This window comes from Butyricimonas sp. (assembly GCF_019423355.1).
Taxonomy (GTDB): domain Bacteria; phylum Bacteroidota; class Bacteroidia; order Bacteroidales; family Marinifilaceae; genus Butyricimonas; species Butyricimonas faecihominis.
This window is the reverse complement of record NZ_JAHZBP010000001.1, coordinates 183,951-208,972: the sequence shown is the minus strand read 5'-3', so window position 1 is coordinate 208,972 and position 25,022 is coordinate 183,951. Positions and strand designations below refer to the sequence as shown.

General features: G+C 43.4%; 19 protein-coding genes and 1 tRNA gene. 9 read left to right on the top strand and 11 right to left on the bottom strand.

Annotated elements, in window-relative coordinates:
- Positions 1-8 precede the first annotated feature (8 nt).
- The 6 genes from QVC79_RS00900 to QVC79_RS00875 form a co-directional block, all read right to left on the bottom strand.
- The gene (locus QVC79_RS00900; RefSeq protein WP_270595601.1) at positions 9-1,100 is read right to left on the bottom strand and encodes a redoxin family protein; all 1,092 of its coding nucleotides are present in this window, start codon (positions 1,098-1,100) and stop codon (positions 9-11) included.
- A 16-nt stretch (positions 1,101-1,116) separates the two neighbouring features.
- Positions 1,117-2,640 carry a DUF4998 domain-containing protein gene (locus QVC79_RS00895; protein ID WP_270595603.1) on the bottom strand — a complete coding sequence of 508 codons (1,524 nt, stop codon included), beginning with the start codon at positions 2,638-2,640 and terminating at the stop codon, positions 1,117-1,119.
- Positions 2,641-2,654: 14 nt separating this feature from the next.
- Positions 2,655-3,983, bottom strand: a complete 1,329-nt coding sequence (locus QVC79_RS00890; protein ID WP_270595604.1) for a DUF4959 domain-containing protein — start codon at positions 3,981-3,983, stop codon at positions 2,655-2,657.
- A 56-nt stretch (positions 3,984-4,039) separates the two neighbouring features.
- The gene (locus QVC79_RS00885) at positions 4,040-5,971 is read right to left on the bottom strand and encodes a RagB/SusD family nutrient uptake outer membrane protein (protein ID WP_270595605.1); all 1,932 of its coding nucleotides are present in this window, start codon (positions 5,969-5,971) and stop codon (positions 4,040-4,042) included.
- A gap of 12 nt (positions 5,972-5,983) precedes the next feature.
- Positions 5,984-9,436: a TonB-dependent receptor gene (locus QVC79_RS00880; protein ID WP_124317719.1), complete on the bottom strand. Its 3,453-nt coding sequence runs from the start codon at positions 9,434-9,436 to the stop codon at positions 5,984-5,986.
- 151 nt (positions 9,437-9,587) lie between these two features.
- The gene (locus QVC79_RS00875; protein WP_270595607.1) at positions 9,588-10,736 is read right to left on the bottom strand and encodes a FecR family protein; all 1,149 of its coding nucleotides are present in this window, start codon (positions 10,734-10,736) and stop codon (positions 9,588-9,590) included.
- 217 nt (positions 10,737-10,953) lie between these two features.
- On the opposite strand from QVC79_RS00875, the gene QVC79_RS00870 reads away from it, so the two are divergent.
- The 3 genes from QVC79_RS00870 (at position 10,954) to QVC79_RS00860 (ending at position 14,340) form a co-directional block, all read left to right on the top strand.
- Positions 10,954-12,261 carry an amidohydrolase family protein gene (locus QVC79_RS00870; protein WP_270595608.1) on the top strand — a complete coding sequence of 436 codons (1,308 nt, stop codon included), beginning with the start codon at positions 10,954-10,956 and terminating at the stop codon, positions 12,259-12,261.
- A 120-nt stretch (positions 12,262-12,381) separates the two neighbouring features.
- The gene (speB, locus tag QVC79_RS00865; protein WP_087419084.1) at positions 12,382-13,245 is read left to right on the top strand and encodes an agmatinase; all 864 of its coding nucleotides are present in this window, start codon (positions 12,382-12,384) and stop codon (positions 13,243-13,245) included.
- Between the two features lie 72 nt (positions 13,246-13,317).
- The gene (locus QVC79_RS00860) at positions 13,318-14,340 is read left to right on the top strand and encodes a 1,9-bis(guanidino)-5-aza-nonane synthase (RefSeq protein WP_087419085.1); all 1,023 of its coding nucleotides are present in this window, start codon (positions 13,318-13,320) and stop codon (positions 14,338-14,340) included.
- Positions 14,341-14,601: 261 nt separating this feature from the next.
- Here the strand turns inward: QVC79_RS00860 and QVC79_RS00855 are convergent, their stop codons facing one another.
- Both QVC79_RS00855 and QVC79_RS00850 read right to left on the bottom strand, forming a co-directional pair.
- Entirely contained in the window at positions 14,602-15,111 is a 510-nt protein-coding gene (locus QVC79_RS00855) for a threonine/serine exporter family protein (RefSeq protein WP_087419086.1), read from the bottom strand.
- The gene (locus QVC79_RS00850) at positions 15,108-15,884 is read right to left on the bottom strand and encodes a threonine/serine exporter family protein (RefSeq protein WP_087419087.1); all 777 of its coding nucleotides are present in this window, start codon (positions 15,882-15,884) and stop codon (positions 15,108-15,110) included. The genes QVC79_RS00855 and QVC79_RS00850 overlap by 4 nt, the downstream gene beginning before the upstream one ends.
- A gap of 100 nt (positions 15,885-15,984) precedes the next feature.
- Between QVC79_RS00850 and dinB the strand changes: the two genes are divergently transcribed.
- Positions 15,985-17,061: a DNA polymerase IV gene (gene dinB / locus QVC79_RS00845; RefSeq protein WP_270595610.1), complete on the top strand. Its 1,077-nt coding sequence runs from the start codon at positions 15,985-15,987 to the stop codon at positions 17,059-17,061.
- 636 nt (positions 17,062-17,697) lie between these two features.
- On the opposite strand, the gene speA is transcribed toward dinB, so the two are convergent.
- Complete coding sequence (gene speA, locus QVC79_RS00840) at positions 17,698-19,590, bottom strand: biosynthetic arginine decarboxylase (protein ID WP_087419088.1); 1,893 nt, start codon at positions 19,588-19,590, stop codon at positions 17,698-17,700.
- A gap of 157 nt (positions 19,591-19,747) precedes the next feature.
- Complete coding sequence (locus tag QVC79_RS00835) at positions 19,748-21,211, bottom strand: hypothetical protein (RefSeq protein WP_124316302.1); 1,464 nt, start codon at positions 21,209-21,211, stop codon at positions 19,748-19,750.
- Between the two features lie 220 nt (positions 21,212-21,431).
- On the opposite strand from QVC79_RS00835, the gene QVC79_RS00830 reads away from it, so the two are divergent.
- Together QVC79_RS00830 and QVC79_RS00825 are read left to right on the top strand one after the other, a co-directional pair.
- On the top strand, positions 21,432-21,707 hold the full coding sequence (locus tag QVC79_RS00830) for an HU family DNA-binding protein (protein WP_124316303.1): 276 nt from the start codon (positions 21,432-21,434) through the stop codon (positions 21,705-21,707).
- Between the two features lie 216 nt (positions 21,708-21,923).
- Complete coding sequence (locus QVC79_RS00825; RefSeq protein ID WP_270595611.1) at positions 21,924-22,388, top strand: thioredoxin family protein; 465 nt, start codon at positions 21,924-21,926, stop codon at positions 22,386-22,388.
- 66 nt (positions 22,389-22,454) lie between these two features.
- On the opposite strand, the gene QVC79_RS00820 is transcribed toward QVC79_RS00825, so the two are convergent.
- A tRNA-Pro gene (locus tag QVC79_RS00820) sits at positions 22,455-22,530 on the bottom strand.
- Positions 22,531-22,622: 92 nt separating this feature from the next.
- Here QVC79_RS00820 and rbfA point away from each other — a divergent pair.
- The 3 genes from rbfA to QVC79_RS00805 are packed head-to-tail and all read left to right on the top strand — an operon-like array spanning position 22,623 to position 25,021.
- Positions 22,623-22,961, top strand: a complete 339-nt coding sequence (rbfA, locus tag QVC79_RS00815; RefSeq protein ID WP_087419095.1) for a 30S ribosome-binding factor RbfA — start codon at positions 22,623-22,625, stop codon at positions 22,959-22,961.
- Between the two features lie 12 nt (positions 22,962-22,973).
- A complete protein-coding gene (locus QVC79_RS00810; protein ID WP_270595612.1) occupies positions 22,974-24,182 on the top strand; it encodes an ABC transporter permease in 1,209 nt (402 codons plus the stop codon).
- 14 nt (positions 24,183-24,196) lie between these two features.
- A complete protein-coding gene (locus QVC79_RS00805; protein WP_270595613.1) occupies positions 24,197-25,021 on the top strand; it encodes a peptidylprolyl isomerase in 825 nt (274 codons plus the stop codon).
- The last annotated feature ends 1 nt before the right edge of the window (position 25,022 follow it).

Genomic DNA, 25,022 nt, shown 5'->3' with positions numbered 1-25,022 from the left:
ATTTTCAATTATTTAGATTTCAGTAGTTCCTCTATCTTTTTTGCCAATTCTTTCCCGCGAAGATTCTTAGCTACAATCCGATTGTTCTCGTCCAATAGTAACGTAAAAGGTATACTCCGTACACCATATATCCGGGCAATCTCCGAAGCCTGTCCTTTCAGGTCGGAACCGTTCAACCAAGGCAACCCATCCTCCATAATCGCCTGTACCCATTTAGATTTGTTATCATCCAAAGATACCCCCAATACTTCCAAGCCTTTATCATGATACTTCTTGTACAACCGGATCACGTTAGGATTTTCTGCCCGACAGGGACCACACCAAGATGCCCAGAAATCCACTAACTTCGCCTTGGCTTTAATTCCGTGCAACGAAATCGGCTTCCCTTCAGGACTATTCACCGTAAAATCCGGAGCCACTTTATCAACTGCCACTCGTCCGAGTTCCGACAATTGGGCGGCAATAATTCTCCCATAGACAGAACTCTTGGCTTGTTCACCCAATAAGTTATACAATTCCTGCAACTGTTCAACAGGGGCCTGCAACCCACAAGTCAACACGATATACGCGGCGGTGCTGGTATTCGCGTTTTCTTTCACGATCTCTGTTTGCCGTTTTTGCATATCCTGCATGAACTTCTGTGCTTGCCCGGAAAGAGCCTGAACCCGCATCTGGTTCGCATCCTCGTAGGCTGTCTTCATGTCAGATTGCAACTTTTGCTGTTGCTTTTTGGCCTCTCTTTGCAGCGCATTGAATTGATTAAAAACAGCTTGTTCCGTTCCACCTTCCACCTCAATAGATTCCGCACCAATCTGTATTGAATAATCTGTATTCTCCAGCATTAACGGGATCATCCCCTGACGATCGGATGTCATGATCGTTGCCATCACGGGTTCCGGAACCTGTCCTTTAAATTCAAGATTCCCTTCCTTTAGTATCGATACTCCCAACACATTTACTGTCCCGTTCAGATTGGGAACGACCAAATAAAAAGTATCTTGTTGCAATTGCCCCAAATTACCCGTAATGTGGTAACCTTTTTGAGCATTGCATAGCCCCAAAAGGGCCATGCAAGCTATAAATAACATAATTCTTTTCATAATTATCCTATTATCATTATTCACTAAAGGCGACAAAATCAGCCAAGATTATGCCAAAATTCGCATAATAAGCCTGATCGCTCACGGTTATTTTGACATACCTGATTTCTTTAGGCTGTTTCATACGAAGTAACGTGATCTCCCCCGCCGTATTCCCAATCTCGTTATCTTCATCAAAAGTAGCCCCTTCCCAAGATGCTTGATCTTTTGACACTAACACTTTCAGAAGGTTCGGACGGAAATTATGTTTCGTGTCCCATGGACTACTGATCGGGCTCGTCGCATCCTGCGCCACTTTAAATCCGGAAACGGTCTCCACCTTCCCCAAATCGATAAGCAATTCATGCTGCCGGAAAGAATTTATCTGCTGAGGATTCCATATCGTCGCCTGATTATTATCCAATAAAAATTCAGGATGAGCATTATACCCAGTCTGATCGGAAGGTAAAACCGTTATTCCCGCAGCCGTAAAATAGTGCAAGGTGGCAGGCACTTCCGAATGTCCTTGTTCTTTCAACACAGACAATGGATTCGGGAAATAATGCTTGTTATATCTCTCCACTTCCACTCCTTGCAATTCATGAAGCGCTTCCAAGGCAAACCGACTGGCTGCCGTATCCGCCAACACGCTCTGCTTAACAGCATCCTTATAGGCCTCGTATAAATACCGGTTCTTACCCAACACCACTTTTTTCAAGTTCGGGAAATAAAACAAGTCTTCCAATGTGGACAAGTCATAATCAAACTCCAACACCTCTACCGTGTTAATAAAGTTTTCATCCAATTCGTCAATGAAATAATGAGTTTGAATCTCCCGAACAAAATCACTATTAAACACCCGCTGATGTACATCTAACGGCAGGGAATTAAAAACAATATCCACTCCGGGAAGTTCTTGCAACTGCCCTTTCCGCTCCACCGCTACCTCCTTGTTTACATCAATGTTATCCACCACGTAATACCTTTGTTTCAGAATACTGTCCGTATCCGTCAATTCCAAGGTAACAAGCTCGTTCGGATTTGATTTCTTATAATACCGAAGGCTTGCTGCCGCTAAGGTATTTTGCCAGCGGTCAAAATAGAGAACCAGTTTATCCTCTCCCAACGGAAAGCATTTCGTCACAACCGGGGTAAACCCGTTCAACGCTTCATGCGCCATGGAAAACGGTCGCCCATAAGCCTCGGCCCCCAAAGAACGCCTTCCTTCTTTATCCACGGCATACACACGAAACGTGTATGTCACGTTACCCAAATTTTTAATTGTACAACTTTCCATATCTTTCGTCAAAAGCGAGTCTCCGGTCTGCTCTCCACCAACCCACTCTATCAAAATATTTTCCCGATTCGGGTCCAACGTATTTTTCCAAGAAACAACAACACTCTCCCATCCCAATTTCAACGAAACATCCGTACATTTTCCCGTGTAACGAATCCGACCATTACCCGCATACTCCTCCCACGTATCTTCTTGGTCTTCACACCCGGCAAAGATTCCGGCAAAGATTGCCGTCAAAACAATGATTATATATATTCTCTTCATAATTCATCTATTTATTATTTCCCGTATACTTCAACCTCATGCAAAGTCACCCGTTCCGTGGTATTCTCATAATATTGATTCGGTATTTTCTTGAAAACACTGTTAAATTCAACTTTGAAATACCTGTAGGGAGGATTATCAACAGAAAAATTAACCGTAAGGTAACATGGTTCAACGGCTTCCAGTTCACTGGTTGTCTTTATTTTCGTGGAATTGTCAACATCACCAGCACGTTGTATCCATGGAACCGCCGCTGTCAGCGACTGATAGAAATTACCCACTTTGACCCAAGAATTGTTATCATCTTTATCATTAGAGGCATATATCGTGACATCATTAGGCAACATCGTTCCATAACAGGTTACGAAAACAGACGGTTTTGTCATAGTATTCAGATTTAACATCCCGTACATTCTAATACTGGACACTTGCTTGGGTTCCTTAATATCCAAAATAAAATATTTCGGGGCATCCGGCTTATTCACCGCATAGGGGAGGGTTACAAAAGAATACATATTCGCCGGAGACAGCGTGTTACCCCAAGATTCTTGAAAAGCCAATTTCCGGGACCCTTTTACATCGCCATCAAAAAGATACTTCCAACCAACCATAAATCCTTGGTTATCGTTCTCCACGGACAAAGAGAACGGGTCTAACCATTCGAAATTCGATGGATCCAATTTTTCCACGTTATACGAGGCAATTCCCTCGTATATTTTCTGCATGGCCACATTTCCCCTGAAATCTTCCGTCTTCACGACAACCGTATTCATGTCTCTTTTTTGAGCCAAAGAATAATATTTCACATTCTCCCCGGCCTCAATGGCAAAAGTCTCCAGTAAAAGGGTATCTAATTCCTTTGTCATCGGATTTGTCCCGATAAAAAACACGTTACAAAGTCCGGTAGCCGCACCGGGAACTTTATATTTCACCTGGAATCCATCCCAATAAGGCAGCACTTCTATATTGTTAAAGAAAGCCACCGGACCGGAATCCTGCGTGTTGAAAGTAAACTCCATCGCTTTCGATGCCTCGTTACTCTGATTCAACAATGACACCCGTACCGGCACGTTATTTCGAGCCTCGTTAAACCCGTCAAGTACGAGAGAATCATAAGCATACGAGGCGATCTTGATCATTTTCTTTCCCTTATAATCTTCATACTCTGCTCTAACGGCAAAAATATCTGTATTTTCAGGTAAGGTGTAACGCATGATAGCCCCTCCCGGAATGGCCTCGAACGAAACATTTTCCTGGGGAATCGAAGCGTCAAAATAGGAATCGTTGTCCTCACAGGCAAACAATCCGAATATCAGTAATAATATCAAAATTGTATTTTTCATCATTCTATTTTTAAAAGATTAAAATCTACAATCAAAATCGTAAATCTAAAATTCATTTACCATCCGGGATTCTGCACGTATCCGGCAATCATAGCTTCTTCCGCCTTTATCGGGAAAAGATAATCCCGCGGAGCCACGAACTTCGCCTTATCCCATACAACCACCGGACCTTCGAAGTTATTATAGAACGTACGGGCATTCTCCCCCAAAACATTCCATCCCAAAAGTTTGTCATTCAATTCCAGATGAGCCAATTTCCAACGCCGCAAATCCCAGAACCGATGGCCCTCAAAAGCAAATTCTACAAAATTTTCCTGTTGAATAATCTCTCTCATTCCTTCTTTTGTCTCGATCTTATGTGGTTGAGAGGAATGTTCCTTCCAAGCAATTTCCACGTCGGGAATACCGGCACGCCTACGCACTTTGTTTAAAGGTTCATACACCTTATCATCCGGTTTGCTCAAATACTCATTCCACGCCTCAGCCTGAATCAGATAAAGTTCTGCCAAACGGATCATCGGCCACCGACAATCGCCCAAACTACCGGTATTACTCGTATATTGATAAGTCTGTACCTCCGAACGAGAGAATTTCTTCACGTAATAACCGCACAAATTTTGCGGTTGAGAATACAACAAAAAAGACTCGTGAATTCCGAATGCCTCTCCCCGATAAGCTTGTACAAGCATATTCTTGTTCGCGGCAGGTCCGCGTTGCCAATAGCACCGATCGGCAGCCACGTTGGCATAGAAACGAGGCTCCCGTTTCAGATGTAGATTCAAAACATCCTCATTTAATGCCACAACATTCTGGTAATCATTGTTCACTTCCCGTCCCAATTTGTAACGATTGGCATAATCCCATTCCTTATCCATGTTCAAGGGAAGACCATTTTTGGTATAAAACATCTCAACCATCTTCATACTCGGAGCCACACATCCGGTCAATAACGCATCCCGATCCGAATGACCTTCGGGGAAAAGAGGTAATGTGAACATGATATACGAATTCATTACCGAAGCATTTCCGGTTAGGAAAACAGCTTCCTCGCCCTCGTAATTCGGTTCCCAGATAGACATTTCAATATCTCGCATCTGATTCAACAACTTGGTTGCCTTATTTCCTTCTCCCGTCTTTAACTTATATCCCTGTTGCTCACACATCTCCACCGCAGCGTCTGCAGCCTCGGCCGCCCGTTTCCATTTTTCAGGATCATATTCAGCACTAAACAACGGTTCTCCCTTTTTCCCCTTAAAATTCACGTAATACTCATTCCCATTAAAAAGAGGTGATGCTTGATAAAGTAATACACGAGCTTTCAATGCCATCGCACCTTCCTTACTCAAGAAAAGTTTATGAGAAATCAATCTTTCTTTACCATATAACAAATCCGGAATCGCCTCATCCAATAAACGAACGATTTCATTAAAACAAGTATCCACGTGCGAGCGAGGGATTTGCATTTCTGCCAAATCAGCATTCACGTCAATATTCTTCGGCACTAATACAATGGGGCCATAACGTCTCACCAATTCAAAATAATAAAAAGCTTTTACGGCTATCGCCTCTGCTTTCCAATTTCTCTTCTCGGCAGCTGTCAAATCGTACACATTATCAATATTGGAAATAAACGTATTCAACATCCGGATCGAATAATAAGTTGTTGTCCAAATGTTTCCTAACGGATCCTGACTCATTTGCAGGCCATCTGCAATATTAAATAATTTAGCGATATTGTTATCTCGAAAATAATTCCCTGTAACGAATTCATCCGCCCCGACAACTCCTGCATTACTACCAAACCCGGTGAAAAAAGATCCAGCCATAAACTCTGTAGCCTGAGTCAACCATATATCAGCACTCGCCCTACGTTCGAAAATGGATTCAAACGTCTCCACGTCCTTTTCCGGCACCTGATCCAGATAATCGTCACAAGCCGTAAAAGCCAATGCAACAATCGCAATAACAGATATAAAATATTTTCTCATAATCATGATACATTAAAAGTTTACATTCAAACCAACCGAATAGGTTTTTTGTATCGGATAATTAAATCCATTTCCTCCTAACTCCACATCCCAAAGATCAAAGTTCGAGATTAAGAACGGGTTATTGGCACGCACATACACCTTTAAGTTCTTCAATGCCAATTTACGTGACCACTTTTTTGGAAGATTATATCCTAATTCCAACGACGTACAACGCAAGAAACGGCACTCTTTCAAAAAATAGGTACTCATTCGGGTTTCTTTATCTGTTGTATAATCTTCCTGTGGATTGTGAGCCGTGATACTCTTTGTCGATAACCGGGGCCATAACGGTCTTTCCGCCTGATTATCCACAGACCAGTGATCCTTATAAATCGCCGTCAGCAAAGCATGATTCCCATAAAAAGGAGAGATCGCTGCCGGATTAATAAAGAATCCTCGCTGTCCGGACCCTTGGAAAGCAAAACTGAATTCCAGTCCTTTGTAATTGATAAAACCATTAAATCCGTAAATGATACGGGGCGTTGTCGGAAAACCGATATGCACAGCATCTTTCACATCTATCACGCCATCGTCATTAATATCCCGGTAACGAATATCTCCCGGCATTAAATCTCCACCTTGAACCGGAGAGTTGTCGATCTCCATCTGGTCACGGAACAACCCCTCGGCAATATAACCGACCTGTTGCGAAATGTCGTGTCCCTTTTTCCATTGCCACTCCGGCTTATCGGCAGCTTCTTCGATTTCCCGATAGGTTGCTTTACTATAGGTAAACGTACCATTTAGAATTACCCAAAGATCCGAATTGAAAGCATGCTGAATCTTACCCGCAAAATCAAGCCCGCGAGATCGAACTTTACCAATATTATCCAATGGTTGGAGTCCCAGTCCCATCGCTTCCGGAATAACCGTACGGTTAGCCAACACGTTATGACGAACTTGTTGATAGATATCAACCGTAGCCTCAAACAAGCCATTAAAAAACTTGGTTTCAAGTCCCAGATTCGCCTGTTCTGCAATTTCCCAAGTCACATCATTATTTTGATAACCGGTGATTCTATATCTCGAAATCTGTCCTAATCCCGGGCGGAACGAACCAGACGGTTGATCTTGCCCTATGCTCGGAAGATGCACGAAACGCGGGGTATTAATGATACCATCATTCCCGACTTTTCCATAAGATAATCTCAGTTTCAAAAATGACAACCATTTAGACGAACTCAATAAAAACGGCTCCTTGGAAACAACCCATGCACCTCCAACCGAAGGGAAGAATCCCATCCGATGATCCTTCGCAAAACGTTCTGAACCATTATAACCGAAACTACCTTCAAGATAATACCGTTCCTTGTATCCGTATGAAAGACGCATGGATAACCCTAGATTACGTCGACGGATACCGTCCAATACGCTATTGGGAGTAGACTGAAGGGACTCTTGTCCGGATAACACGGCCAAATAAGAAGTCGTGTGGTCTTTCCATGCCGCCGTGTGCAGAATCTTAATATTATAAGCCAGCTGATTCGATCCGGTTGTTGTTCCATTCCCCTTGGATAAAGTTCTTTTTCCCTCATCCGGATTTAATGCTTCTAAAGTATGTTTACCAGTAACATGATCATAATCTAACAAACTATAGTAGAAAGGCGTTGTCATGTATGGATTGGAATAATAACCGGCTTGACTGAAAGAAACATCTCCCCGGAATTCAAGTCCTTTCAACAGAAAAGAGAGATTCTGGATGTATTCCAAACGGTTTATCGTGGAAAAACGGCTCCGATCCACGTATCCCCGCTGGATCAAGGCGTACGGATTCTCGCTATCCCGCGACTTTCCAAAACGTAAATGCGGCCAATTGTACGTGTCATCAGCCGGGTAAGTCGGGGAAAAATCCACCGGATTAGCATAAAAAGCCAAAGAATAGGCTGTTTTTACATCTTCCAAAGGCCCATGGTAAGAATCGAGCGTGGTGAAAGAATTTACAACCAATTTAATGCCTTTACTCAAATCGATATTCAAATTCAACCGAAAAGAAGTATTATTATTCTTAATATTCACCTTAAATTGATTCAATCGGTCGGTCTTCAACATCCCTTCATCCCGGTTATGATTAACGGAAGCATAGTACTGAATCACTTTTGATCCCCCACGAATGTTAATTCCCATGTGATGGTTTATCGAGAAATTTTTGAACAAGACATCGTACCAGTCATTGGTCGGATAAACGAAATCAGGATATTTCTTACTTCCTGTTCTGGAAATTCGCTCTGCCGAATATTTAGGAGTGGCATTAGGATCTCGGCTCAACAGAGCTTGATTATACATTTCCATCCACGTGATCGGGTCCACGACATCAATCTCATCTGTCGGCATCGTTGCTATCGCCTCATAACGAACAGAAGTATAGACCGAACCTTCCTGCCCTTTCTTGGTCGTCACTATAATTACCCCGTTTGCCCCCCTAGCACCATACATCGCCGTGGCAGAAGCATCCTTCATCACACTAAACGTTTCAATATCCTCCGGATCAATACGGGCCAAATCCAACTTAGAGGCCTCCACCCCATCCAACAGAATCAGCGGATCAATATTTGCTCCCGATTGAAAAGAAGTAATACCGCGAATGTAAAACTTCGTATTCATTTCCTCCTCGGTCAAGGCTCCGGGAATACCTCCCTGTTGCCAACCAATCATACCGGCAATTTTCCCAGCAAACTGGGAGGTCAGATCACTATTGGAAGACTTCAACATGGAAGCATCCACTGTCGTAATGGCCGAAACCACACTCTCCTTTTTCTGCGTACCGAAAGCAACAACAGCAACCTCTTCGATATTTTCAACCGTTGGATTCAGTCGGACGTCGATTTTAGTCTTACCCTTGATTGGGATTACTTCATCCTTATAGCCGACGAAGGTAATCTTCAACACGTCATCTGGTTTGGCCTCGATTGAATACCGTCCTTCCATGTCCGAAGCGATACCCCGAGATGTTCCGTGAACAAGAATTGTAGCCCCGGGAATCGGGTTCCCATTCTCGTCAACGACCGTTCCCTTCACCATGATCAAGTCCTTCTGTTCTTCGGCAGTTTTATCTTTTTTTGTACTGATCAGGATTAAATCGCCCACGATCTGGTGGGAATACTTTGATCCTTTCAACAATACGGTCAAGGCAGAATCGACACTGACTTCCTTCACCTGAATCGAAAAACGTTCATTCGAAGTGGCATCCCGGTTATCGCGGAAGCCATAAGCCAAACCCGTTTGTCTTTTAATTTCCGATAGGATATTTACTAAAGTCCTGTCCTTCAAGTTTAAAGTAACCTTCTTTTGATCTTGTTGTTGTACTTCTATAAATTCAGAAGCAAAAAGCTGTTTCGGGCAACACAACGTCGAAATAAACAACAAAAATATACCGACGGCAATTTTATTTGCCCCTGTTTTGATGATTTCCACTTTCTTTTTCATAAATTTGTGAGAAATTAGATGTAACGTTTTTACTTACGTCGTAATGAATGAACAACGACCAAAGGTTTCTGACCTGAGAAATCGAACCTTTTGGTGATGTTTTAAAAGGGAATCTTCTCTAAGAAGATTCTCTTTTTTGGTAAATATGAATTTACTCTATATAATATGCACCTCCTTCTGTTTTGATAGGTTTGTCAATAATCAGTCCTAAAGCACGCACCACCCACTCGACGGTAGATGACTTGTCAAACTCCAACGAGAAGGTTTGTTTTTCTAACCCCGGGGCAAGTTGAATCTCTACCCCGTACCACTGGGCAATGTCAAAAACAATTTTATCTAACCTTGCCCCATTATATTTAAAACTATTTCCCAACCAACCGACGTAATCCGCCGGATCTACATTTTCAGCACGCACCAATGAATCCTTCATGGAATAAAATACCCGTTGATTGGGAGTAATCTTAGTTTCTTTACCATTCGCCGTCATACCAATGCTCCCTTCCACCAAAACCGCCTCGGATAATGCCAGCTTTTCACAATAAAACAGGTTAAATCGCGTTCCGTAGACTCTCACTCGTGTATTCCCGGCTTTCACGACAAAAGGCTTACCAGATTTCTTTACCTCAAAATATGCCTCCCCGGAAAACTCCACTTCCCGTAAAGAATCCCGAAATTCATTCGGAAATCTTAATTCACTACCGGCATTCAAGGTCACAACAGAACTATCGGCAAGTTTAACTTTATAGGTGAAACCCGCGGGAATAACAACCCGATTATAACGTATCGGTTTCTCGGCATCAATTATTTCTTCCGATAGCCCCGATTCCTTAACGATATACCCCACTTTCGCATCTTTCAAATCCAATGTCTCTAAAGATAAAATATCATGATCATTCTCCATGGTAATTAAAGTCGGCACTTTTATTTCGGTTAAAGCAATCGTGGGTATTTTCTTCTCCTCCGGTTTCTCTCCCCACGGCAACCATTGCGTCAAGGTAAAGAACACAAGTATTGCCGCAGCCACAGAGCCTCCTGCAGACCACCATACACGCACCATTCGTTTCTTACGCCCCCGTCTCTTTATCTCGGTCAACATTCTTTTAACCGATTCTTTCTTATCGATCTTCGACACTTCATGAACAGATTCCACCATCTCTTCAACCTTACCCGAAGACATTTTTTCCCCAATCTCTCCAACCTCCCGAAAAGCAAGCCCCTCTTTTATATTCTCGGATTGCTTTATCGCCTCTTCGGCCATCTCCAAATCCTTTTTCTCAATATCGTTTTCACGTTTCCTCATATTTTCTACAATAAACTTTATTAGCTTTTGTATATATATCAGTTTTCTCTCCCCATTTTTACCTGAGAAAATGAAAAAAATTACATTTAACAATGTTAAATATGAAATTCGAAACAAAAGAGGGTGCTTGATAAATATTATCCAATTACACAAAATCATATTTACATTTCAAAGTCTACCCGGAAATATCACTAACTTTGGCATAAAAATTAAGGCTATGGCAACTACAATTATATTCAATGCTTGCATCATCACCATGAATGACGACATGGAGGTGATCAAAAACGGTTCCATCCGGGTGGAAGACAACCAGATAAAAGAGATCAGGGAAGGAAAGATCGAATTTTCCAACGCGGAGTATTTCGATGCGGAAGGCATGATCGTGATGCCCGGATTTATCAATACACATACTCACGTCCCCATGACCATGTTACGCGGGTATGCCGATGATCTCCCTCTCCACACTTGGCTGAACGAGCATATTTTCCCGGCAGAGGCACGTATGGTGAACCCGGAAAACGTGGCAGTTGCCGCCCGCTTTGCTTTTATCGAGATGATCAAGTCGGGAACCACGTGTTTCAACGACATGTACTTCTTTGAAGACATCATCGCCTCGGAAGCCAAGAAAGCGGGTATCCGGGCCGTCGTGGGGGAGTCCCTGATCGACTTCCCGACGCCGAGTTTTCACACGGTCGACGAAGGGATAGCTCGCTGTGAATCCCTCGTTCAACAATGGTACGGGGACAGCTTGATTCATCCTACCGTTTGCGCCCATTCTCCCTATACCTGTTCAAAAGAGACGCTACAAAAAGCCAAAGTCCTCTCCGAGAAATACAATATTCCTCTCCACATCCATGTGGCAGAAACCCGTAAAGAAGTGGAAGACCTCACGGCACAAACCGGGATGGCTCCGGCCGAATACCTTTACTCGATCGGATTGCTGGACAGGAACGTGATCGCGGCCCATTCCGTCTGGCTGAACCCGAAAGAAATTGAATTATACGCCCGGACCCGCACGTCTGTTGCCCACTGTCCGAAAAGTAATCTAAAACTGGCCAGTGGTATCGCCGACACGGATACATACATGAAAGCGGGAATCAACGTCAGCATCGGAACCGACGGCACGGCAAGCAACAACACGCTGGATATGGTGGAAGAAATGCGCTTCGCGGCCCTCCTTCCCAAAGGCTCCCTCTACAACCCGGAAGCCGTCAACGCCCGAACGGCATTACGAATGGCCACGATCAACGGGGCAAAAGCTCTCGGTATTCATCATCTCACGGGTTCTCTTGAGATCGGAAAACGAGCCGACTTGATCGTGATTCATGCCGATGCCAGCAATATGCTCCCGATCTACGACGTGTATTCAGCCATCGTTTATGCATCCAACAGCAAAAACATCCGTTCCAGCATGGTAAACGGGAAATGGATTATGCGCAACCGGGAGCTTATGAATATCAATAAAACGGAAACCATAGAGTCCATGAAACACATCGTTAACAGCCAGATTGACAACCGGAAATGATGACATGGAAATGAGTTTTTCATTTTCGAATTTCCATTTTCAATTCTCAATTATATTCGTTAGTTTTGCAAACCTTTTTACAAAGAAAGGAGTTTATAAATATTATAAACCCAATTAGATATGGAAAATAAAAATTATGGAGGACTCGACAGCGAGTTTACGGCATACGAAACTGCCGAGATTGTAGTATTACCTGTACCTTATGACGGGACAAGCACGTGGTTGAAAGGGGCAGATAAAGGTCCCGATGCAATTCTTGAAGCATCGGCTAACATGGAACTCTACGATATTGAAACGGATTCCGAAGTATATACTCATGGTATCGCAACCTTGGAACCGGTGACAGAGGCCTCATCTCCGGAAGCCATGTCTCAGGAAGTTGAAAAACAAGTTGACAAGATATTAACCGACAAAAAGTTCCCGGTGATCTTGGGAGGAGAGCATTCCGTTAGTATCGGTGCATTCCGGGCTTTCGCCAAACACTATGAAAAGTTCTCTGTCCTGCAGTTGGATGCACATTCCGATATGCGCAGCGAATACGAGGGATCAACCCACAACCACGCTTGTGTCATGGCACGTGCCAAAGAAGTGGCAACCGTGGCCCAGGTAGGAATCAGAAGTTCCGCTATCGAGGAAAAAGAGAACATCATGCCGGATCGTATTTTCTACGCTCACGATTTACATGATGCCAAAGAAGGCAACAACTGGATGTACATGGTGTCCCAGAAATTACATGACAACGTGTATATCACGATTGACCTTGACGTTTTCGACCCGGCTATCCTTCCGGCTACAGGAACCCCGGAACCGGACGGACTCTATTACAGAGAAGTGCTGAACTTCCTGAAATTGATCAACGAACGTCACAACATTGTCGGTTTGGACGTGGTAGAACTTTGCCCCAACGAAGTCAACAAATCATCTGACTTTTTAGCTAGCAAACTAATCTACCAGATATTGAGCATAAAATATCAAAACCAATGAAATAATTTTAAATGACGAAATTGAGTCAATAAGGTCCTCATAATTGTACCTTATATTTTTAAGATAAATAGAATGGAAAAGAAAGATTTATTAAAAGACACTATCAAACACATCGACATCAAGTCGTATGACTCAACCCAATTGATCGACGCGATGCGCGATATGTCATTCACCTCTCGCGATACGGCCAGAGCAACCGATATTCTGATGATGATGGTCGGAGAGAAAGAGTGTACTAATATTCTTACCATTGCCGGAAGTACCAGTGCTGCCGGATGTATGCAGGTTTACGTGGATATGGTTCGTAACAAAATGGTTGACGTGGTTGTTTCTACCGGTGCGTCTATCATCGATATGGACTTATTCGAGGCCCTTGGTTACAAACACTACAAGGGACATCAGGATGTGCCTGACATGCAATTAAGAGAACTTTACATTGACCGTATTTACGATACGTTCATCGATGAAGAAGAATTACAGGCTTGCGACCACACAACTTACGAGATCGCTAACAATTTGGAGCCGCGTCCCTATTCATCACGCGAATTTATCTGGGAAATCGGTAAATGGTTACACGAAGGACACGCCGTGAAGAAAGACAGCTTGATCCAGACTTGCTACGAATGTGGAGTACCCATCTTCTGCCCCGCATTCTCTGATTGTAGTGCAGGATTCGGAATTGGTAAACACCAATGGGAACACCCCGACAAACACGTGTCGATCGACTCTGTAAAAGACTTTATCGAATTGACCCAGATCAAGATCAAGGCAGGAACAACCGGCTTGTTCATGGTAGGTGGTGGAACCCCGAAGAACTTCGCTCAAGACACCGTTGTTTGTGCTGAAATCCTCGGATTCGACGTACCGATGCACAAATACGCCATCCAGATCACCGTGGCCGATGTTCGCGACGGGGCTTGCTCTTCTTCTACCTTGAAAGAGGCTTGCTCTTGGGGTAAAGTTGACGTTACCTACGAACAAATGGTTTACGCTGAAGGAACCACCGTTATTCCCGCTATCGCAAGCTACGTTTACCACAACGGACCTTGGAAAGAGAGAGAATACAAAAACTGGAACAAATTATTCCAAAAATAATTACGACACGAGGGAAACGAAAGTTTCCCTCTTTCTTTTTTCCCCTCCTTACCGACAAACAGGTATATTACCAGTAACTTGCCTCGGGAATGCACTATACTCTCGTTAATATCTGAATCGTGAATTCATGATTCATCCACCACAAATGAACCAATCCCATCCGTCGACTTCTCGTTAAGTTCCCGTTGACTTCCCGTTAACTTACTAACGAGACTCCCTAGAGACTCCGGCACAAGTAACCGTCATCACCTCACTGTATTTCTACTCTTTCCTCCTTCGCAGGAAACGAGTCATTGAAATCGCTTGCTTATGGAAAATGAATAGCGGCAATGATACCCCGATAGCCAGCACGGCCAAAACAAAAGCGGTTGTCAATCCGTTGCGGAAAATCTCTACAATCAAGTTGGGGAGAATTTCCTCATCCTCCGTTCTCATGAAACGAATCAATGCCAAAATTGTCTTGTAAGCATACATTCCGGGAATCATGGGTAGCAATGAAGGGAAAGAAAAAACCTCTGCCGGGCAATGAATCAACCGGGCAAAATAAATACTGAACAAACCGATCGTGAACGAGGCACATAACGTGGAGGGGATTAACCCCAAGGCCGTGTGATTCAACAGGTAAAATCGAAGAGCGTGGCCCACGGCAGCCAACAATGCCGAAATAAGAATCGCTTTCCTCGGGGGATTGGAAATCACGGCAAAACCGATAGCCGCTATCGCCGCAAAAATTCCATCAAGCAATACAGATAATACTAAATCCCAGTTCATAGCGTATCCAATCCTAAAATTAATAATGTTACCGACAACCCCAATGCGATACAAATTATAAGTATCGCCGCATTCACCGCACGAGACATACCTATCAGCACATGACCTCCCAAAATATCAATAATCGAATTAATCAAAGGTACCCCGGGGATCAGATAAAGGACACTGGAAGCCAAAGCTATATCCGGGGTCTTACCCCAACCGAAATAGGTCCCGGCCGAGGCGATAAACGAGGCAATAAAAGCCGATACAACGAAAACGACCATATGATTTACGTGGCGATTCATCATCTCCTGCCGTACCCAAAAACCCACGCAAGTCGCGGCACAAACCAGCATCATGGCAATCCCGTCTCCCCCGAACAAGCGACAGAATGCCGCATTGGCCAAGGAAACCAAAACCAGCACCACCCAACGGGAAATGCGGGGTTCGTTCATCACCTCATGGTAATGAGCCGTTAACTCGCCCAACGACAGATGATGATCGTAAGCCTCCCAGCTCAAGGCACTTAACTCAGAAATCACTTGAAAGTTAATCGCCAAGGCAGGAATCTTTCGCACGTAAGTTCGCCGGATAGAATAATCTTCCGGGTGCTTGATCGTCATGGTAATATTTTTCTGAAAAATCGTCACGTCAATCCCATACCCAAACGACTCGGCAATACGGGAAACACTCCTCACGGCCCTCGCCGTGTGTACCCCGACTCCCATCATACTCGTGGTGTAATCCATCAAGAAATTCGAGAGTTCCTGAATATCAACCTTTCTTTCCATATTATTTAACTATCTACCCTAATTTTCCCCTCGTATTCGGGGCCGCAAATATACATCAAAATTCAAGAGAAAGTTGTATATTTACTCATCGAAACGGGAGATGGAAAACAGAAAAATTATTCATATCGACATGGACGCGTTCTACGCCTCTATCGAACAACGGGATCACCCGGAATACAGGGGAAAACCGCTTGTCGTGGGGCGTCCGGAGAAACGCGGGGTCGTGGCTGCCGCCAGCTACGAGGCTCGCCGTTATGGCATACGTTCTGCCATGTCGTCCATGAAAGCCAAACAGCTTTGTCCCGACCTCATTTTCGTTGGTTCTCACATGGAATACTATAAATCGGTATCCATGCAGATTCACGAAATATTCCACGAATACACGGACATGATCGAACCCCTTGCACTCGATGAGGCATTTCTAGACGTGACCAAGAACAAAAAAAACATCCCGTTAGCCGTCGATGTCGCCAGAGAAATCAAGAAAGAGATTAAAGAAAAACTAGGACTCGTGGCCTCCGCCGGGATCTCTTACAATAAATTCCTCGCCAAGATCGCGTCCGATTACAAGAAACCCGACGGGCTTTACACCATACATCCTGACCGGGCCCCCGCTTTTATCTCCAAACTCCCGATCGAGGCATTCTGGGGTATTGGCAAAGTCACAGCTCGTAAAATGCACTCACTAGGCATACACACGGGGGCTGACCTCAAGAAATGTACACTGACATTCCTTACCCGCAATTTCGGGAAAGCCGGTACCTTGTATCACGATTTTGCCAATGGCATCGATCCCAGAATGGTTACCCCCGAACGAATCCGTAAATCCGTAGGCTGTGAAAGTACCTTCGAGAATGACTTGACGAACTATATCGCTGTCATCATAGAACTGTACCACGTGACAACGGAATTAATTCTCCGACTAGAAAAGTCTGATTTCAAAGGACATACCCTAACCTTGAAAATCAAATTCCACGATTTTACCCAAAAGACACGTAGTGTCACTATGGCACACGAGTTACGAACAAAACAGGATATTCTTCCCTTAGCCAAAAAATTACTCAAAGATTTAGAATTTACGCAATTTAGAATACGCCTTCTAGGTCTCTCTGTATCAAATCCTTTCGAAGAATTAACCACCGATGATCCTTTGCAATTAAGAATTAATTTTGATTAATTATGAAACCTTTACGTTCATGTGCCGTATATAGGCATATATTTTGAATGTAATCATAGTGTAACCGAAACTTAATACATAAGTGACAAGGTTACGATGACAAAACGATACCTTTGTATCGGATTTCAAAAGAGACTTCGATTTTTTTTCATAAATTTGTTATTGGTATTTTGGGTCCCCGCTGAGACAGCGCGGACCATTTTTATTTTAGTATAAATCCTAACTTTTGTCTCCCTGTATTCGTATATAAAAGTGTGTATCGAAAATTAATCGATATAACAGAAATTTAACTACTAATTTTTTTGTATATAAAGAAAAGCCGATACCTTTGTATCGGATTTCAAGAAAAGACTTCAATTTTTTTTCATAAATTTGTTATTGGTTGCCTCCTGCTGTGACAGCACGAGGCTTTTTTTCTTTCACCGATGCTAAACTAGCAAATCTTTTTTTACCCGCAAACATTTGCGTAAAATTTAATAGTGTTAAAAATCAGATTTTTATTAACACGCTGATTATCTGACCAAGTAAAAACCACGTTAACATTTACACGACAGGAAATTTACAAAAAAAAAGATCGTGCCTGATTCATTTTAACAAATTCGGCACGACCTCTTTATTTTGTTATTATCTATCGAATTATTCCAAATAGGTATACCCGTACAGTCCGGAACGATAATTCGACAAGAATTCCCGTCCTTCTTCTGCCGAGATAATTCCCTTTTTCACGGAAGAAGTTACCCATACCTCTACCGTACGAGCCATTCTTTTCGGCATAAATTGAACGTACTCCAACACGTCAGCCACCGTCTCCCCTTCAATCACCTTGTCGATCACGTAATCGTCACCTTTCACTTTGATGTGGACGGCATTCGTGTCTCCGAACAGGTTATGCAGGTCACCAAGAATCTCTTGGTAGGCACCCACGAGGAATACCCCTAAATAATACGGTTCTTTATTATTCAACTCGTGTACCGGAAGATGGTACGAGAAATTACGCGTCGAGATAAAATTATCAATCTTCCCGTCAGAATCACAGGTAATATCTTGAATTGTTGCCGATTTAGTCGGTTGCTCGTTCAAACGAGAAATCGGTATAATCGGGAATATCTGGTCGATCGCCCATGAATCAGGCAAAGACTGGAATAACGAGAAATTACAGAAATATTTATCCGGCAACATCTTGGAGATTTTCTTCAACTCGTCCGGGGCATGTTTCGTGGCCACTGCCATGTCGTACACGTCTCTAGCCACGGACCAGAACAACCGTTCCACTTGCGCACGGGTGAACAAATCAATCAAGCCAAGATTAAACAAACCGAGAGCATCTTCCCGGATCTGCATGGCATCATGCCATGTCTCGATCAACCGGGGCTGATTCAAGTTCTCCCATAAATCATACAACTCTTTCACCAGCTCGTGAGCATTCTCGTCGATTTCCTCGTTTTCATCGAAAGCGGGCAAACTTGTACTGGCAAGTGCCTCGAAAATCAACACGGAGTGATGTGCCGTCAGAGAACGTCCCGACTCGGTGATAATATTCGGTTGCTCCAGATTATTCTTTTCGCAAGCATCTACCAACGCGGACACGGCATCATTCACGTACTCCTGAATCGAGTAGTTCATGCTGTTTCCGCTCGTGGCCGAGCGTGTTCCATCGTAGTCTACACCTAAGCCCCCGCCAATATCCACGAAATGTATATTGTATCCTAAATTCTTCAATTGCACGTAGAACTGAGAGGCTTCCTTCAACGCCGTCTTGATACGCCGTATATTAGTCACCTGACTACCGATATGGAAATGGATTAACTTCAAGCAATCCGTCATCTTGTTCTTTTCCAGAATATCCATGGCTTCCAGTAACTCGCTCGAATTTACCCCGAACTTACTGACATCTCCCCCGGACTCTTCCCACTTGCCACTCCCGGAACTAGCCAGTTTTATACGGATCCCGATATTCGGGCGAATTTTCAAGCGTTTGGAGATTGTCGCGATATTTCTCAATTCGTTCAGTTTCTCGACAACCAAGTATATATTTCGTCCCATCTTCTGGGCCAAAAGAGCCAACTCGATATAATTCTCGTCCTTGTAACCGTTACAGATGATCATCGCATCGTCGTCAATATCAATCGACAACACTGCGTGCAATTCCGGTTTCGAGCCTGCCTCAAGACCAATGTTATACTTGGTCCCGTGACTGACAATCTCTTCCACCACCGGGCGCATCTGGTTCACTTTAATAGGATAAATGATAAAATTTTTCCCCGTGTAACCATATTCCGTTGCCGCAGCTTGAAAACAACTAGAGATTTTCTCGATCCGGTTATCAAGGATGTCCGGGAACCTTAACAACACGGGAGCCGATACATCCCGCACCTGAAGTTCCTCCATCAATTCCTTGATGTCAATTTTCGGTCCTCCGACTTTCGGCGTTACTGTAACGTGTCCCTTCTCGTTAATCGAAAAATAGTTCAGCCCCCAACCGTTAATATTGTACAGTTCTGCTGAATCGTCAATACTCCATTTTCTCATTTTTATTCTATAAGCTCATTAAGATTGATTGTCCCGCAAAGCTACAATATATTTTCAATATTATACGCTTAATCACCTAGGATTTCACGATTTTAGCCATTAGATTTCATGCTCCCCGGCATCATGACAGGCAGAACAACAATCCCATCAAACGACCTTACATTTTCTGGATCTCCTGAATACCATCCCGATCTATCACCAAACGGTAGCGCTTGTACTCGACCTGCTCCCCATGTAGCAATTGTATCAAGAAATTAAGGTAATATATCTTATCTCCCATGATCGGGCCATAATCCGCCTCTCCCCTCGGCACGTATAGCTCGTAGTCCCGCTCATCCATTTTCTGAACGAAACTCCCCACGTTAAAACGCAATATCTCGTTCACCCCGGCAATATCGTACTGGCTATATTCGCCTAGCGCCTCCGGATCGAGCTGTACCCATTTCCGGTAAAGAATAATTTTCTCCCCGCCATTCCGATTATCCGCTTCCAACAAATCCGGACGGGCTCTTCGCTCGATAATCTCCTCCGGGACTTTCCTTTCCGAGATAAAATCCACCCCGTCCTTGATCCACCCGACCACTCTCTCGTTCATACTGATCGTTGTCTTCCGGTCAAAATAATTCTTCCCCAGCCGATGGGCAAAATAAAAACGCATCAACTCCTTAATCCGGTCCTTCAACATATAGCTCACCACCAAAGCCACGAACAACGGCATCGTGAAATTCCCGTATTTTTTCTGAAATGAAAAAGCTACCACCGTGGCAAATATCATGGAAAGTCCTGCCGCAATACTATAATATATCTGCTCCACCAGTACCCCATCTTTTTTCTTCGATGCCTTCAAGAACAAATCACTCTCCGCGTATTTCTTCAGCATCCCCCGCCGATAGATCACCGTCCGATTCCGATCCTTACTCTCCGGATCTGCCACGAGATAACCGTTCTGTTTCTTGTAATCAATCTCCGAATGTACCAAAGACAACAATAACTTCACCATCCGATCATAACATCCCGGATCCGTCGTCTTCAAGCCGTCCAGTAACTTGAACGTATGAAACTCCACCAAATTGGAAAGATACTCATCCCCGAAAGAGAAATAATTCAACGCCTCCCGGGGAATTCCCGGCACGTTAATAATGGACTTCAAATCCCGATACCGTTTCACGATCAATTGCACGTATTCAACATACCGATTGACCATCCCTTCCCGTTCACCACTTTCCACCTCATGATGAATCGTCTCTCCCGCCATCCCCCGAAGGGCACTTTTAAAAATGGATGTAAACATCTTGATCTGGTACTCGTAAGAGGCTAACGCATCCCTCGTCCCATCCGCCACCAAATGCAGGAACGCATCCTCCAAGAAAACGAAAGGCGTCCATTCGCCACTCGCAATCTCCTCCAACGTGTAGATCGGGGTGATCAAACGCACGTTGGACTTCACGTCCCGGTAAAAAGCCTCCTTGGGATAAGTCGAGGCATTAATATCCAAACTATGAGGTACGAAAAACCACGTGTTCATCCTGAACTCGTTCTCCTCCGTGTCCCTATCGACATGGTAACCAACCTTACATTCCACGGAGTACCGATCATGCAACTTAACCTGAATATCTATCATATCATAAAATCACAACGCAAGATACGAAAAAAAGTATAATGAAAACAAAGTACCTCAAGCTAAAAGAACTCCTTCTTACAGCAGAATATTCTATAATTTTGAACCGTTTCGCACGATCATTCGTTAATTCATCTATTTAGGTATAATTCATACTGAATTATTTGCTTCCTGTTTTTTTAATACATAACTTTGCTATACTATAAATTTAAAATAAAAGAGCATGAACAAGCAACAAATAATTAAAGCCGTGGCAGAAAAAACCGATATGCCACGAAAAGACATTGCAAAAGTATTTTCTTCTATTTTCGAGACTATTTTAGAATGCTTGGAAAAAGAAGAATCAGTACGGTTAATGAACTTTGGTAGCCTTACCGTAAAGACTTACAAACCACGAAAAGGCTATAATCCATCTTCGAAAATAGTTGTTCAACTCCCAGAAAGAAAAGCCATCCGTTTTAAATTGGCCAAACGTGCAGCTTTAAAAAAGCTAAAATAATAATTGACAATATACGACCACTGAATTCTTTTTCTTTATAAAACAAAGGATTCAGTGTTTACCCTTCCCCCTCTCAAAGAGCGTTTATTCGTTCCTTGTTGTTAACACACGCCCCATCATTCCAAAATATTTCAATAACATTTGCCTCGCATGAATATTATTCGTAGCTTTACGAATAGATAGTTTCCATTATAAAATCCTTTCAAAAATATAATCATGAAAGAATACAAAACATACGTACCGGTTGCACTTATCATCTTGATGTTCTTTTCTCTCATGATCTTTCACAAAGACATTGCCACCTACATCTCACAAAGTAAAATCGAACAATTATCCGACAACTCCAAGAAAAGCATCAGCGACACGATTGCACAAAAATACAACTATTACCATAACGGAAAGAGTTACGATTACACGTTCATTGAATTTGGTTCCACGGGCTGTCACTCTTGCCGCCAAATGGAAGAAGTCATGACAAAAATAAAAGCCGAATACAAGGGGAAAGTAAATGTAGTTTTTATAAACCTAATGGAACCAGAGAGCAAAAGATTCTTTGAATACTACGGTGTCGCCACAATTCCCACCCAAGTATTACTTGACAAGAAAGGGAAAGAGTTCTTCCGCCACACGGGTTTTTATTCAGCTGACGAACTATCGGCACACTTCACAGTGAAAAAGTAAACAAAGAAGATATAAACTCATTCATAAAAAAAACAGACGCCCTGATGATCAGAGCGTCTACATTTTTGGTCGAGATGACTGGACTTGAACCAGCGGCCTCCACGTCCCGAACGTGGCGCGCTACCAACTGCGCTACATCTCGTTTCCGTTTTGCGAGGGCAAAGATAATAAAAGTATCAATTATAATCACTATATTTGTAAAAAATTTTATTGTATAAAATATTTTTCTTCAGAATGGACTCAATTAGACAAAATAAGGTTGGCCGCTTAATCCAACGAGACCTAAGCGAAATGTTTCAGAAAGAGTGTAAAGAATTCACCGCAGGTGCCATGTTATCCGTTACAGCAGTGCGAGTTAGTCCGGATATGTCATACGCCAGAGTTTACCTTAGTATCTTCCCGTCGAACCTGACGGAAAAGGTACTGGAGAGCTTGGCAGAAAAAAACAAAAGCATCCGTTTTATCCTCGGAAAAAAGATCGGCAAGCAGACACGCATCATTCCGGAGCTTAAATTTTTCGTGGATGACAGCCTCGATTACATCGACAAAATCGATTCCCTGTTGAAACAATAGCCCGTATCCACGATGAATCTGTCGATATTCATTGCACGGAGATACCTGTTTTCAAAAAAGAAACAGAATGCCATAAACATCATTTCCATCATCAGCATGGTCGGTGTAGCGATTGGCACTACGGCTCTTATTGTCGTACTCTCCGTGTTCAACGGAATCGACACGCTCCTCACGGAAGCAACGGACAGTTTCACTCCGGATCTCACGATTTCCCCGACAAAAGGGAAATTCATCACGAAAGACTCCATTTTGATCGACCAACTGACCCAAATGCCGGAAGTCGCCTCCTGTGACCCCGTCGTGGAAGAAAATTCACTCGTAAAATTCGGCGACAAATTGGTTCCGGTGGTAGTGAAAGGGGTAGACTCGACTTATGCCGAACACGTGAATATACTCCCTTCCATTGTTAGTGGCATCTACTCGCTCGAAAAGGACGGTAAACCAGCCGTCGTCATGGGCTATGGCATCGCGGCTGCTTTAAAAATCAGATTAGGAACACTTTCTCCCGTTACATTCTACTATCCGGATCGAAAAGCGTCTTCCGCATCAAGCCCGGCACTAAACAGCCAGCAAATATACCCGCTCGGGATATTCTCCGCACAACAAGACATTGACGGTAAATACGTGATCACCGGAATAGAAACAGCAAGGGAGTTGTTCGGGGTTCCGGGACAAATCTCAAAAATAGAGATAAAATTAAAAGACCCCAATCAGATAGAATCATCAAAAGAAAAACTATCCGTCCAAATACAACCGACATACAAAGTCGAGAACAAATATGACTTGAACCGTTCCTTTTATGCCATGATGAAATCGGAAAAACTGGCCGTCTTCCTGATCTTGTTATTTATCCTGTTAATTGCCTCCTTCAATATCATCGGTTCCGTATCGATGCTAATTATTGACAAAAAAGAAGACATCGGGATTTATCAAGCTCTAGGGATGACCAAAGAAAAAATAATCTCGATTTTCAAGCTGGAAGGCAACCTGATTACCGGATTCGGAGCATTGATCGGTCTGGCATTAGGGACCATATTATGCCTGCTACAAGAATATTACGGGTTCATCACTCTCGGCAACGGGAGCTACATCGTCAGCGCTTACCCGGTGAAAGTCATCGCATCGGATATTCTGATTATCATGATCACGGTGATTGCTATCGGTTACCTAGCCTCGCATTTCCCGGTAAAATACCTCGTGAACAAAATCGTCAAATCATAAATAAGGATCACGCTATGTATAAACTTTTAACGCTCTCACTTTTATCCCTAACGCTCACCCTACTCCCCTTGACCTCGAAAAGTCAGGAGAAAGAGCCTGTTGTTTTAATCGAAACAAATATGGGAAACTTAAAAGCAAAACTATACAACGACACCCCCTTACACCGGGATAACTTTATCCGGCTGGCAAAATCCGGCCACTATAACGGGACATTGTTCTACCGTGTCGTTAAAAACTTCGTGGTACAGGGAGGCTCTTCCGACAGTCGAAATGCCATAGCCGGACAAGCTATCGGCTACGGTAAAGGGGTCACGATTGACGCGGAAATCAAACCACACCATTATCACAAAAAAGGAGCCTTAGCCGCACCCCGCCAACCGGACCGGGTAAATGTCTTCAAAGAATCGGATATCGCCCAATTCTATTTCGTGGTCGGTAAGAAATACACGCCGGAAGAACTGGACAAAATCGAGAAATCAATAAACGTCCCCATTAAAAGAGCCATCCAGAAAAAATATTATACCCCGGAGAAAAAAGCCATTCTTGACACCTTGAGGGCTCAAAAGAAAGTACCTGAATTCCGGGCTATCGCGGAAAAGATCAAATCAGACATCAATTTCGAATGGGAAAACAACACGGACAAGCTCTACATGGATGATGAAAAAAGAAAGGCATACACCACGATAGGCGGGATCCACCATTTGGATAAAGAGTACACGGTTTTCGGAGAACTGATCGAAGGTTTCGATGTACTGGATAAAATTGCCGCTCTTCCCACGGACAGGCAAGACCGCCCGTTCAAAGACGTCAGAATAATCAGTGTAAAAATAATAGAATAAC

Coding starts and splice junctions, on each gene's coding strand:
- QVC79_RS00900 (WP_270595601.1), bottom strand. CDS start 1,100: ATGAAAAGAATTATGTTATTTATAGCTTGCATGGCCCTTTTGGGGCTA.
- QVC79_RS00895 (WP_270595603.1), bottom strand. CDS start 2,640: ATGAAGAGAATATATATAATCATTGTTTTGACGGCAATCTTTGCCGGA.
- QVC79_RS00890 (WP_270595604.1), bottom strand. CDS start 3,983: ATGAAAAATACAATTTTGATATTATTACTGATATTCGGATTGTTTGCC.
- QVC79_RS00885 (WP_270595605.1), bottom strand. CDS start 5,971: ATGAGAAAATATTTTATATCTGTTATTGCGATTGTTGCATTGGCTTTT.
- QVC79_RS00880 (WP_124317719.1), bottom strand. CDS start 9,436: ATGAAAAAGAAAGTGGAAATCATCAAAACAGGGGCAAATAAAATTGCC.
- QVC79_RS00875 (WP_270595607.1), bottom strand. CDS start 10,736: ATGAGGAAACGTGAAAACGATATTGAGAAAAAGGATTTGGAGATGGCC.
- QVC79_RS00870 (WP_270595608.1), top strand. CDS start 10,954: ATGGCAACTACAATTATATTCAATGCTTGCATCATCACCATGAATGAC.
- speB (WP_087419084.1), top strand. CDS start 12,382: ATGGAAAATAAAAATTATGGAGGACTCGACAGCGAGTTTACGGCATAC.
- QVC79_RS00860 (WP_087419085.1), top strand. CDS start 13,318: ATGGAAAAGAAAGATTTATTAAAAGACACTATCAAACACATCGACATC.
- QVC79_RS00855 (WP_087419086.1), bottom strand. CDS start 15,111: ATGAACTGGGATTTAGTATTATCTGTATTGCTTGATGGAATTTTTGCG.
- QVC79_RS00850 (WP_087419087.1), bottom strand. CDS start 15,884: ATGGAAAGAAAGGTTGATATTCAGGAACTCTCGAATTTCTTGATGGAT.
- dinB (WP_270595610.1), top strand. CDS start 15,985: ATGGAAAACAGAAAAATTATTCATATCGACATGGACGCGTTCTACGCC.
- speA (WP_087419088.1), bottom strand. CDS start 19,590: ATGAGAAAATGGAGTATTGACGATTCAGCAGAACTGTACAATATTAAC.
- QVC79_RS00835 (WP_124316302.1), bottom strand. CDS start 21,211: ATGATAGATATTCAGGTTAAGTTGCATGATCGGTACTCCGTGGAATGT.
- QVC79_RS00830 (WP_124316303.1), top strand. CDS start 21,432: ATGAACAAGCAACAAATAATTAAAGCCGTGGCAGAAAAAACCGATATG.
- QVC79_RS00825 (WP_270595611.1), top strand. CDS start 21,924: ATGAAAGAATACAAAACATACGTACCGGTTGCACTTATCATCTTGATG.
- rbfA (WP_087419095.1), top strand. CDS start 22,623: ATGGACTCAATTAGACAAAATAAGGTTGGCCGCTTAATCCAACGAGAC.
- QVC79_RS00810 (WP_270595612.1), top strand. CDS start 22,974: ATGAATCTGTCGATATTCATTGCACGGAGATACCTGTTTTCAAAAAAG.
- QVC79_RS00805 (WP_270595613.1), top strand. CDS start 24,197: ATGTATAAACTTTTAACGCTCTCACTTTTATCCCTAACGCTCACCCTA.